The sequence below is a fragment of the Aliiglaciecola sp. CAU 1673 genome (assembly GCF_029223185.1).
GTDB lineage: Bacteria > Pseudomonadota > Gammaproteobacteria > Enterobacterales > Alteromonadaceae > Bowmanella.
This window is the reverse complement of the sequence record NZ_JARHUG010000020.1, coordinates 41,558-53,348: the sequence shown is the minus strand read 5'-3', so window position 1 is coordinate 53,348 and position 11,791 is coordinate 41,558. Positions and strand designations below refer to the sequence as shown.

Annotated in this window: 9 protein-coding genes; 4 read left to right on the top strand and 5 right to left on the bottom strand. The window is 50.6% G+C overall.

Annotation, left to right across the window (positions count from 1 at the left end; all coding sequences use genetic code 11):
- Window positions 1-37 precede the first annotated feature (37 nt).
- Together P2G88_RS17060 and P2G88_RS17055 are read left to right on the top strand one after the other, a co-directional pair.
- Window positions 38-640, top strand: a complete 603-nt coding sequence (locus P2G88_RS17060) for a glutathione S-transferase family protein (protein WP_275798168.1) — start codon at window positions 38-40, stop codon at window positions 638-640.
- Between the two features lie 77 nt (window positions 641-717).
- Window positions 718-849: a DUF2256 domain-containing protein gene (locus P2G88_RS17055; RefSeq protein WP_275798198.1), complete on the top strand. Its 132-nt coding sequence runs from the start codon at window positions 718-720 to the stop codon at window positions 847-849.
- Window positions 850-854: 5 nt separating this feature from the next.
- Here P2G88_RS17055 and P2G88_RS17050 read toward each other — a convergent pair whose 3' ends face one another.
- From P2G88_RS17050 to P2G88_RS17035, 4 genes are read right to left on the bottom strand one after another with little or no spacing between them, the layout of a single operon-like run.
- Window positions 855-1,622 (bottom strand): 3-hydroxybutyrate dehydrogenase, encoded by a 768-nt coding sequence (locus P2G88_RS17050; RefSeq protein WP_275798166.1) that lies wholly within the window; start codon window positions 1,620-1,622, stop codon window positions 855-857.
- A gap of 1 nt (window position 1,623) precedes the next feature.
- Window positions 1,624-2,622: a PHB depolymerase family esterase gene (locus P2G88_RS17045; protein WP_275798164.1), complete on the bottom strand. Its 999-nt coding sequence runs from the start codon at window positions 2,620-2,622 to the stop codon at window positions 1,624-1,626.
- Window positions 2,619-3,794, bottom strand: coding sequence for a homoserine O-acetyltransferase (locus P2G88_RS17040; protein ID WP_275798196.1), 1,176 nt, complete (start codon window positions 3,792-3,794; stop codon window positions 2,619-2,621). Before P2G88_RS17040 ends, P2G88_RS17045 begins: the two co-directional genes overlap by 4 nt.
- 33 nt (window positions 3,795-3,827) lie before the next feature.
- Window positions 3,828-5,123: an SLC13 family permease gene (locus P2G88_RS17035; protein ID WP_275798162.1), complete on the bottom strand. Its 1,296-nt coding sequence runs from the start codon at window positions 5,121-5,123 to the stop codon at window positions 3,828-3,830.
- A 261-nt stretch (window positions 5,124-5,384) separates the two neighbouring features.
- Between P2G88_RS17035 and P2G88_RS17030 the strand changes: the two genes are divergently transcribed.
- Together P2G88_RS17030 and P2G88_RS17025 are read left to right on the top strand one after the other, a co-directional pair.
- Entirely contained in the window at window positions 5,385-7,652 is a 2,268-nt protein-coding gene (locus tag P2G88_RS17030) for a TonB-dependent receptor (RefSeq protein WP_275798160.1), read from the top strand.
- Window positions 7,653-7,751: 99 nt separating this feature from the next.
- The gene (locus P2G88_RS17025; RefSeq protein WP_275798158.1) at window positions 7,752-8,390 is read left to right on the top strand and encodes a response regulator transcription factor; all 639 of its coding nucleotides are present in this window, start codon (window positions 7,752-7,754) and stop codon (window positions 8,388-8,390) included.
- Between the two features lie 2 nt (window positions 8,391-8,392).
- Here the strand turns inward: P2G88_RS17025 and P2G88_RS17020 are convergent, their stop codons facing one another.
- On the bottom strand, window positions 8,393-11,743 hold the full coding sequence (locus P2G88_RS17020; protein ID WP_275798156.1) for a PAS-domain containing protein: 3,351 nt from the start codon (window positions 11,741-11,743) through the stop codon (window positions 8,393-8,395).
- Window positions 11,744-11,791: the final 48 nt, after the last annotated feature.

The window sequence follows — 11,791 nt, the reverse complement described above, 5'->3', positions numbered from 1 at the left end:
ACGATAATGTCGCCTTCTTCATCTAAGGGAGACGTTGATGCTTACGCTCTATGGCGACTTACGCTCGGGGAATTGTTACAAAGTGCAGTTGATGCTGGCTTTGTTGGCACGGGACTATCATTTCCAATCTGTGGATATTCTCAATCGGGAAAACCGGGAGCATGAGTTCTTAGCCAAAAATCCCAACGGCAAAATACCGGTTTTAGGTCTTGATGATGGCAGCTATCTGGCTGAATCCAATGCCATTTTGTATTACCTGGGAAGAGACAGTATCTATTTTCCTCAGGAGCTGCGCTCACAAGCCAAGGTGATGCAGTGGCTTTTCTTTGAGCAATACAGTCACGAGCCTTACATCGCGGTGGCACGCTTTATTCAACTTTATCTGGGGTTACCTGATAGTCGCAAGGAAGAGTATGCCCACAAGCAGGCCGGTGGACATAAAGCGCTCAGTTTAATGCAATCGCAGTTATTGGACAGTCCCTATCTCTGTGGTGATTATCCCAGCATCGCCGATATCGCTTTGTATGCTTATACACATAGAGCGCACGAAGGTGGATTCGATCTGGCCCGCTATCCTGCCATTCAAGCCTGGTGTATGCGCATTGAGTCACTGCCGGGTTATCAGCCAATGCAGTGTTGATCCCCCTCTGACAAGAGCCGTAAAAAGACAGTTTACGGCTAGCCTCTCTCGCATTGAAAAATCACAAAAACAAAACCCTGAAAAAGCAGGATCTTCCGCAAAAATCCTGTGAAGCCTGCCAACGTCCTTTTACTTGGCGTAAAAAGTGGCAGGCCAACTGGGAGGAGGTGAAATATTGCTCATTGCGTTGTCGACGAAGCAAGAGCTGACGCCGCTAGCGGGCAACCCAACCACCATCCAGCACCATGGTTTGACCACAGATATTACGGGCTGCACTGCTTAGCAAAAACGCCGCAGTGCCCGCCAACTCATCAAGGCCGATAAAGGCTTTTTTGGGCATAGGCTCCAGCATGATTTTGCGCACCACGTCTTCCTCCGTCATTTTATTCTCGCGAGCTTGGGCGGCAATCTGTTTTTCCACCAGCGGTGTTTTTACATAAGAAGGACATAGGGTGTTAACGGTAATATCAAATTCACCCAATTCCAGCGCCAGGGTTTTGCTAAAACCCAGCAAACCGTGTTTGGCGGCCACATAGGCAGACTTATAGGGTGAAGCGACCAGGGAATGGATGGAGCCCACATTGATAATACGGCCGAAGTTATTAGCCTTCATGGCCGGCAGAAACACCTGTGTCAGCAAGGCCGGACCAACCAGCATCAGATTGATCAATTGTTGCCACTTTTCCGGTGGGAAGTCTTCTAACTTGGCCACATGCTGAATGCCAGCATTATTGATCAATACCTGAATTTGTCTTGGTGCCAAACGTTCGGGTAACGCGGCAATCTGCTTTGCATCGGAGGCGTCAAAATCTACCGCCGAACATTGATAGCCCTTGTCACGCAGACCTTTCGCTGCGTTTTCGACTTGTTCAGCATGGATGTCGGCCAGCACAATGTAATGGCCCAAACTAGCCAGATGCTCGGCAATACCAAGCCCGATACCGCTGGCACCTCCGGTGATTAATACATTTAAAGAACTCATCTTAGTTACCTTTTATACTGCGAACCATTTGCGTCACCGCACTCATCTGCTGGCCTTGTTTGGTGGCGTAATACTCATCGGTATATCCCCACCAATCCCAGCAAGCTTGAGGGTTCATGGGCATCAGACTGGATTTTTTGGTTTGTGGATAGAGCACTAGGGTATTGTGATTGTCTGCCCACGCATTAATGCCGGTGAGGCTGGCATAAGCATCGCCCACGGCCTCGGCGTTTTGATTACAGCCATGAAAGCTGATGTGTAGTTTGCAGTTTTGTCCTTCCAGACAGTTACCTGGAATATACAGATACCCTTCATCGGCTAACGACTTGGCGGTATCACCGCCCAGGGCTTGTTGGTCAACAGTGATTAGTTTTCCTGGTTTGCCTTCAACAGCAGCATAACCGGCAATATGCTCAAGCATGATGCTGGCGGCAGCAAAGTCACAGCTTGCGACAAATGGCGCCTCAGAGACGTTGCAGTCAGCACCACTGGCTAGCGTCGGGAAATGGTGAGCAAAAGGTTTGTCGTTGATATAGACAAGATTGTTATCACCCAACCACGATTGGTATTGCTGATACAGCGCGTCTACCACGGGCCTTACTACTTTGTTGTCCAGCGTACCGTGAAGGATCCAGACTTTGTCGTCTTTCATGGCATGTTTGGGGGCAAGCAAGTTTTGTTCACGCCACTGGTTTATCTGTAGTTCAATCTCGTTTAAGGGGATCTCACCCTCTACTTTACTGACGCACTGAGAAAGGGCCGTCATGATACTATTGCGCGCACAATAATAAGGACCTGCAGCCACAATACCCACACCAGAAACCCAGTCGGCGTTGGCCACATGAAACTGACCGGCCATATAGCCGCCACTAGATAATCCGGATACCGTTACCTGGTCAATATCCACATTTAGTTTGGGTAGCGCTTGTGGGTCGGCGTTAGAGGCTGAACTTAAGGCCAGCATGAGACCACCACATACAGTTTGATAAGCAATTTTCATGATTGACTCCCTGATGCAAGAAACAAGCGGATCTGCGCTTCCTGCTGCTTAATATTGCGAAGGCCATTAAGATGCCCCATGGGGCCCGAAATGCTGTGTAGTTGGGTATCTTTGCCAAGGTCATTTAGCTGTTGGTAAACATCCTGGGCCAAGTAAGGCATTAAAATCAGATCATTTTCTGCGGGTAAAAACAGGCTTTTAGCCTTGACCCGTTGCAGTCCCTGTTCCAGCGAATCGCCCATACCAGCAAGATATAGCTGACTGGCGCGGACCAAGTACAAAAGGTGGTTTGCATCAGCAACCTGAGCACGGGCGCCTGCGAGACTCCATAGCCATTTCACCACCTGATGGGATTGGCGGATATCCGACAACGGGCCTGCTTCCAGCGGATGGTGCTCTGGGTTGAACGCTTTAAAATAGCGTGGGTGCAATGCCGTTTGCGTAACTTGAGCTAAAGCTGTGGTCAGACCTGCAAGAGGACGGGTTTTGCCGTAGTAGCGGCCGTCGTCCCAATTAGCATCGAGTTTGATGGGAATGGCCCAATGTTCGAGGGCTGCCACTGTCCAGGCATCCATGGCGCCCGCACCAATCACTGAAATTACCCGCTCAACCCTGTCCGGATAGGCGCTAGCCCACTCCAGGGCCTGTAACGACCCCATGGAGGGACCGGCCACGGCATATAACTTTTCGATACCCAGACTTTCCAGCAGTGCCTTTTGGACTTCTACAAAGTCGCGGATGGTAACCACGGGAAAACTGAGACCATAGGGTTTGCCGGTATTTGGATCCAAACTAGCGGGCCCGGTAGTGATCACCATAGGATCGTGCACGTTGAGATTGACCAGAGTGTCGGCGCTTAGCACGTAAAAGCTATTGGTATCGATGGCCTTCCCGGGACCAATAATGGCGTCCCAATAGCCGGCCTGAGCATCGCTTGCCTGATACTTCCCTGCTGCATGAGAGGTACCAGAAAAGTAATGCGTGATGAGCACCACGTTGTCTTTGGCGTCATTTAGCCTACCGTAACTTTCCCAGCCCACATCCACCTGAGGGATGTTTTGTCCGTTAAAGGTGGTGAAATTCTTGATAGTGAACCGCTGCTTTTTGACCAGCATTACTTCGTCTTGGGCCAGGCTTTGGTTGGCAAGACTGATAAAAGTGACAAAGAGCAGGCATTTGAGTAAACGGGCTAGCACAACAACTCCTTAGAAGAAATTAAACAGGGCAACGGCTAACACCAGACCGATCAATGGGATTACGACGGTCAACGCTCCTACTGCCCAGTAAGCACGCTGGTGTGTTTCATTGCAGATGGCGCGGATGGTGGTCACCACATAGCCGTTATGAGGCAAAGAGTCCAAGGCTCCCGAGGATATGGAGACAATGCGGTGCAATTGCTCAGGATCTACTCCTTGATCCAAATAATGAGGACCAATCAGGGGCAGGGCGATGGCCTGACCGCCTGAAGCAGAGCCGGTTAAACCGGCAATCACGCTGACCGCCACTGCTGCACCGATAAGTTCATTGCCGGGCAGTTGGGTCATTACCTCTACCGCGCCGGCAAACGCAGCAGTAGATTTGGCGATAGTGCCAAATCCGACCACCGCCGCCGTGTTGCCGATAGCGACCAAAGCGCCCGTGGTACCCTGGCTGATGGCGCCGTTGAGGTTGTGAAAATGCTTGAAATTAATCAGCATCAGACTGAGCACGCCGCCCCCTAACGCCACGATCAACGCCATCTGCGCCAGGGCTTCGTGGAAAGTGAAGGACAGTACCAGCACCACCAACAAAGGGATTAAGCCTGTGACCGGGTGAGGGTAGTCCCGATCCGGAATACTGGGATCTTCAGGCTTGGCTTCAAATCGCTCTCCGTTCGCTTTGGCCTTGGCAATCATGCGTCTTAGCCACCAAAAGCCAAAACTGGCCATAAAAATAGCGACCACCAGACTGACCTCCCAGGCGGCGAAGGGAGAGGTTCCCAGGTACTTAATTGGGATCCAGTTTTGAATCTCCGGCGAACCGGCAGAGGTCATGGTAAAAGTGACTGAGCCAAAGGCCAGGGCTGCAGGAATAAAACGCCTGGGCAGGTCAGCATCCTTAAATAACGACAGCGCCATGGGGTAAACCGAAAAGGCCACCACAAAAACGCTAACGCCACCATAGGTAAGGATGGCGCACGCCAGCACTACCGCCGCCACTGCGTGTTGCATACCCAGTTTGTTTACTATCCAACGGGCAACGGCATCGGCCGCGCCGGTATCTTCCATAAACTTACCGAACAATGAACCCAACAGAAACATAAAAAACCAGGCACCGATAAAGCCGGTGAAGCCCTGCATGTAGGTTTCTACAAAATTGCTTTCACCAGTAAACACTGGCAAGCCACTGGTAAGCGCCACTAATAAAGCGCAAAGCGGTGCGGCGATAAAAAGATTCATGCCCCGGATGGTTAGCCAGATAAGCAGCAATAAACCGCCTACCAGACCCAGTAAACTCAGCATACAAATTTGTCCTTAGCATTGTCGAAGGACTGGCCTTCGCTTTTTAATTATTTGTGACCGTTATTAACAAATGCCGGACCATGACTGTTGTGGCGGGGAACGGCCCCGGTAACAGTGCCCGGTTATTGTGGGTCAGGCGGACGATACTGCCCATAGTACTATGGTACAGCTTACCTTTTGACCCTCTTGGGCTAGAGTACCCGTGACCGTTTTAACAAATACAACAAAAACATCACAATAATGAAACATCAGGTGGATGCGATGGGAAACACAAAATTAACCCTATGTGCAACAGCGGTACTCGGCGCCTTGTCCGTCATGCCAGCGATAGCGCAGGAACAGCAACCAGCAGACGCACAGCAGCGCGGCAGAGGGCTGGAACGCATTGAAGTAACCGCCCGTAAAACGGTGGAAAGTATTCAGGAAGTACCGGTTGCGGTTACCTCCATTGGCGCCATGGAACTAGCCGAGAAGGGCATATCCGTGCTCACTGAAGTGCAGCAGTTTTCACCCAATACCACATTACAAACCAGCCGGGGAACAAACTCTACGCTGACCGCCTTTATTCGTGGCGTGGGCCAGCAGGACCCACTTTGGGGCTATGAGCCCGGTGTAGGTATCTACATTGATGATGTGTATATGGCCAGACCACAAGGCGCTGTCCTGGACTTGCTTGATGTGCAGCGCATAGAAGTGTTACGTGGCCCCCAGGGAACCCTGTATGGTAAAAACACCGTTGGTGGCGCGGTTAAATATGTAACCAAACAGATGTCCGGAGGAACAGAGTTTAATGCCGAAGCTACGGTCGGAAGCTACAGCCAAAGGGATGTAAAGCTGACCGGACAGATTCCATTAATTGAAGACAAGTTATTTCTGGGCTTTGGATATGGGGATCTCAACCGGGACGGCTATGGCTCTTTCCTGGTTGCGCCGGCAGGACAAGACCGGGAAAACTACAACAAAGACCTCAAGGCTGCGAGAGTGACACTTGAGTTTCATCCCGCCGATGATTGGTTTATGCGCTTAAACTGGGACAAAACCACCGATGACTCAAACTCCAAAGGCGGTTATCGCCTGGCCCCGAGTTTGTTGACCGAGGCCCCAATCCCGGACAATAAATACGATTCCTACACCAGTCTGCCAACCTGGAACAAAGTTGAGTTGGAAGGGATCAGCCTGATGGTGAATTGGGACGTCAATGATGCCTTATCGCTGAAGTACATCGGTGCGTCCAGAGAGAGTGATTCACCGACTAATATCGACTTTGATAATACCGGTATTAACCTGTTTGATGTACCAGCTGTGTATGACGATGAAAACACCAGTCATGAATTGCAGGCTAACTATCGTGGTGATGGTTACAGTCTGGTCGGTGGCTTATATGCCTATGACAGCGAGTCTTGTGGCCTGTTTGATGCCATTCTCGGCGGTCTTGGCGTTACCCTGGAAACCTCGGGCTGTAACAACAGCGAAGCGTATGCCGCCTACGCACAAAGCAGCATCGACATTACGGAAAAATTATCCTTAACCCTAGGTGCCCGCTATACCAGGGAGGAGAAAGAAGCGAGTGTGTTCTACGGGTTCCTGCCCGGGGCGGTGTATCCCTATAGCGATTGGATTGATGGTTACGCCAGGGCGCCTGGCTTGGGGGTTCCCATGAGCCTGGGTGTCGATAGCAACGGTGATGGGCTCCTGGATGCGCCCAAAACGGCCAGTTGGAATCGCTTCACGCCGCGTGTTGGTATTGAGTATCAGATGGATCGCGACACCATGTTCTACGCCAGCTATGCGCAAGGATTCAAGTCGGGGACTTTTAATCCCAGGGCCAGTAAAAATGAGCGTGCCGCAGATCCGGAAATTGCTGATTCGGTTGAGTTAGGGATGAAGAAAGACTGGAATGAACAGTGGCGCACTAACGTCACTTTATTCTGGCTGAATCATAAAGACAGACAATATATCGTTGTGGAAGCAGACCCCAATGACCCGACTGTGCTCGGCCAGAATCTGGGTAATGCCGCCAAGTCCAAGGTTAAGGGACTGGAAGCTGAAATGACTTATGTTGCCACCGACGATTTGAGTTTTGATTTGGCGTTAGGTTATCTGGATGCAGAACTCGAGCAGGACAAAAACATAAGTACGCCTTTGATCGGTTTGTCCAATACACCTGACTATACAATAGCCTTGTCGGCCAAATACGCATTGGATACCGACTACGGCCCCGTTGTGTTTAACGGCGGATATTACTACCGGGATGAATACATCCTGTTTGAAGACAATCCTGTTCTTAAGCAAGACGGCTATGGAATGGTCAATCTGAGTGTCAGCTGGGAAAGCATTGATGGTAACTGGTATGCCGGATTGCATGGTAAGAACCTGACCGACGAAGAATATATGGTGGGAGGCTACTCCTTTATTGGCGGCATCAATCCCGATGGCAGTTACTTGCCTGGATTTGGTGGCGACACCACCTTGGCTGCGTATTACGGAGACCCCAGAACTATCAGCCTCACTGTTGGTTATCGTTTCTAATTAAGACTCTTGGCAGGTGTTATGCCTGCCAAGGGCTCTTGCCGGGCACCACACCTTCTGTGTATTGTAAAACCATCCTGTTCATACCGATCATTAACTATGCCAAGAGCCGTTATTGCCGATGACCATCCCTTGTTTCGAAGTGCACTGAAACAAGCGGTTGGTACTGTATTAGGTGAGCCCATTTTAGAGGCGGCGACCTTAGATCAAACGTTGACCTGTTTGGCCACCCACCATGATGTGGAATTAGTACTGCTGGACCTGAATATGCCGGGTAATCAGGGATTAACCGGGCTCACGACATTGCATAGTCAGTACCCGGATGTACAAATACTGATTGTTTCCGCCGAAGAGGATCCCGCCATTGTCCGCCGTACCCTGGATTTTGGTGCCAGTGGTTATGTACCTAAATCCGCACCGCTTGAACAATTAGAACAAGCCATCAACCAGGTATTGGAAGGGGAGGCATGGTTACCTGATAGCCTGGCTGCTATTGTCGCCAAGAGTGGCTGTGAGCAAGATGTGGATTTTGCGTCACGATTAGAGCAGCTCACGCCGCATCAATTCAAGGTATTGAAAATGCTGGCCGATGGATTGCTGAATAAGCAAATTGCTTATGAGATGCAGGTACAGGAAACCACCATCAAACAGCATGTATCGGCCATTCTTCGCAAGCTTGGGGTGATCAACCGTACTCAGGCGGGTGTCTTATTTAAGCAGTTAATGCAAGACCATTAGTGTTATTGATCATGATATTTCTTGAGCAAACGTTTTAACGCTGCTGGTTTAATCGGCTTGGGTAGGAAAGTGAATCCGGCGTCCTGTACCTCTTCTCTAATCTCCTCTGAAGGATCGGCTGAATTGATAATGGTGGGCACAGTACTCTGCCAGTAGTGGAACAGAGATTTAGCCAATTCGGTTCCCAACACACCGTTATCCAGGTGATAGTCCATAAGCAACACCTCAGGTGCTTTCGGCATCTTTTGACAGGCGCTCTCAAAATCAGTCGCCCCCTCAACCTTTGCCCCCCACTGACGCAATTGCGCCAACATGGCCTGCAACACCTCAGGATCATTGTCGACCACCAGGACGCGCATCCTATGTACAGATGTATCCGCTTCCTGCTTTTCCTTCTTGGCATTAACCTTAGGTGAACCCTCGTGGCGCGCCAAACTCAGAGAAAAGCAGCTGCCGGAGCCAGGAGTTGAATGCAACGACACACTGATGCCCAAGAGCTTACTGATCTTATCGACGATAGTGAGGCCAAGACCCAGTCCCTGACGATCATTGTGCTGCCCCTGATGAAACTCTTCGAATATTTTCTGTTGCTGCTCGAAGGCAATACCATGTCCCGTATCCCATACTTGCAATACAAGATGGTTGTTTTGGTGGCGTACCCCAACCAGCACTTTGCCTTTGGGGGTATAGCGTATGGCATTTGAAATCAGATTCTGAATGACACGTCGAAGCAGCTTACGATCGCTGTTCACCCAAGCCCGGCAAGGCACCCAGTGAAGGGCCAGACCTTTTTGCTCTGCCATCATTCTGAAGTCGGCTATCAGCGGTTCCAGCAGTTCATTTAGCGCAAAGGGTTGTATATTCACCTTCAGTACCCCTGCATCCAACCGGGTCATGTCCAATAAGCTTTGCAGCAACTCTTCGGCGCTACTTAATGATCGTTGCAATCCGGTGGTCAGATCCCGTAATTCCTGATCGGTGAGTCGCTGACTGATTAGGCCTGCATAGAGGGTTGCAGCATTAAAAGGTTGCATCAGATCGTGACTGGCGGCGGCCAAAAACTTGGTTTTACTTTCGTTGGCCCTTTCAGCTTCCTGTTTGGCTTCTGCCAATGCAGCATTGGTCTGTCGCAGCTGATAAGTTCGCTCATCCACCCGTCGTTCCAATCCGGTTTTTGCCTGCTCTAAGGCCTCCTGTGTTTGAATATACTGGGTAATATCGCTGTAGGTGGTAACAAAGCCGCCGCTTGGCATGGGATTGCCCTGTAGCGCGATAATCTTTCCATCAGGTTGCTGTCGCTGATAGGCATAGCTGCTGCCCTGGCGGATCAGCTCCATGCGCTTAGCAATCTCAGTCTCCAAATCATTGGAAGTTGCCAGCAGGCCTCTGGAAGCATTAAACCGCAGGATCTCTTCCAGTGTCATGCCGGCGCGGATAAATCCTGGCGGATATTGAAAAAGATCCAGGTAGCGCCGATTCCAGGCTAACAACTTGAGATCCCTGTCGACCACACTTATCCCCTGTTCAATATGCTCAACCGAGGCCCGCAATAACTCGTGATTAAACTGATAGCTTTGGCTGGCTTCTTCTACCATGCCTACTAGTTCATCCAAACGCACAGCCTTGCGGGCGGTAATGGCTGATAATAGGATACGGGCACTGGCGCCCCCCACCTGCGCAGCCAGAAGTTGTTCAACTTTATCGATAAGCGCCTGACTGGCGAATGTTCCCCCCTCAGACAATCCTTCATTTAATTGTTTCACCTGTTCTACGGGGAGCACTTTGTTGCATAAGGACAGTAGTGCAGGGACTTCGATAGTCATCAGCGGCAGACCGGTGCCATGATTTGTCTGGTTAGCCAGGTGCAGGCTGCTCTTTCCCCGTCTGACGAAGGTCACAACAGCATAAACCAACGCATTTAGGCCCAGGCTTTGGAACACGCCCCAAGCCAATTGATGATCTGAAGGGCGCGGATCAAAATAATAGCTTGAGGTAATGCTGGGCCAAAGCAGATCCAATACCCACAGGATACAGCCAGCGGTCATGCCGCAAATGGCTGCCAGGCGCGACGGTTGTTGATGATAGAGGCCCAAAAGCATGGGCACGGCAAGCTGCGCCAGCAAGGCCATGGCGATAATACCGCTGTTGACCAGCGGCGCTGATTGACTGATATGGCCTGAGTAAAGGTAGGCCAGCCCCAGCACTAACACTATGGTCAGACGGCGGATATTCAGCAGGCTTGAGGCATCCAGACCTTGGCTGTCTCTGCGCAATTGTACTTTCAGCCAAAGCGGAGTAATCAGGTTGTTGGCAACCATAATGCCCATGGCCAGGGTGGCTACTATGATCATACTGGTCGCTGCCGCCAATCCACCCAAAAAGGCGATCATCGACGCCCAACTGCTATTTGCCAGCATCGGCAGGCTTAAAATCAGGGTATCTGCGTCAGCATCGGGTAGCAGAATTTGCCCTGCCAGAGCGATGGGCAAAACAAAGAGGTTGATGGCCATCAAATACAGCGGGAACACCCAGCGAGCATGACGCAACTCCTGTTCGCCCTGGTTTTCAACGAAATTAATATGAAACTGCCTGGGTAGGCAAAACATAGAGCAAAAACCCAACAGAACATGGCTGGCATACACCAGTGGTGCCCAATCCTGATCAAGCACCTTCTTTGCGTTAGCATTTAGCTGAACCTGCCCCAGCAAATCGAACAAGCCGTTAAACATCGCATAACAGACAAACAGTCCCAATGCGACAAAAGCGAACAGTTTGACCAAAGATTCAAAAGCGATGGTCAGCATTAATCCAGGGTGCTTTTCGGTGAGGTTAAGTGAACGGGCCCCAAAAAAGATAGCAAACAATGCCATCGTGGCCGCCACATAAAAGCTGATACTCCCTGACCATTCAGGGTTTTCCGCACTAAGCAGGGTCACACTGTCGGTTAACGCATCTAACTGGATGGCGGTGTAGGGCAACACGCCAATCAGGCATAGTAGGGTGACTACGGCAGCAATAAAATGTGAGCGTCCGTATTGCCAACCCAGAAAATCCGCCACGGAACTGATGTGATGGCGCTGACAGATTGCGGCCAATTTAAGGAGCAGGGGAAAACCGAGGGCAAAGGCCAATATGCTGCCCATATAGGTGGGGGTAAAGGCCCAGCCAAACATGGCAGATTGACCAACGGTGCCAAAAAATGCCCAGGTAGTGCAATGTACACCCAGGGCCAGACTATAGATCCAGGGGCGCTGATTCGTGTTTACCTTGCGCTTCTCGCCCCAAAAACCAATAACAAAGAGTAACACCAGGTAGCACAGTGCCACTGAGGTCAGCAGCCAAATGCTGAACATATATGCCAAAACCCTGATTGCAAACAAGAGGTTACTGTAACGCTGGCG

Coding starts and splice junctions, on each gene's coding strand:
- P2G88_RS17060 (WP_275798168.1), top strand. CDS start 38: ATGCTTACGCTCTATGGCGACTTACGCTCGGGGAATTGTTACAAAGTG.
- P2G88_RS17050 (WP_275798166.1), bottom strand. CDS start 1,622: ATGAGTTCTTTAAATGTATTAATCACCGGAGGTGCCAGCGGTATCGGG.
- P2G88_RS17045 (WP_275798164.1), bottom strand. CDS start 2,622: ATGAAAATTGCTTATCAAACTGTATGTGGTGGTCTCATGCTGGCCTTA.
- P2G88_RS17035 (WP_275798162.1), bottom strand. CDS start 5,123: ATGCTGAGTTTACTGGGTCTGGTAGGCGGTTTATTGCTGCTTATCTGG.
- P2G88_RS17030 (WP_275798160.1), top strand. CDS start 5,385: ATGGGAAACACAAAATTAACCCTATGTGCAACAGCGGTACTCGGCGCC.
- P2G88_RS17025 (WP_275798158.1), top strand. CDS start 7,752: ATGCCAAGAGCCGTTATTGCCGATGACCATCCCTTGTTTCGAAGTGCA.
- P2G88_RS17020 (WP_275798156.1), bottom strand. CDS start 11,743: ATGTTCAGCATTTGGCTGCTGACCTCAGTGGCACTGTGCTACCTGGTG.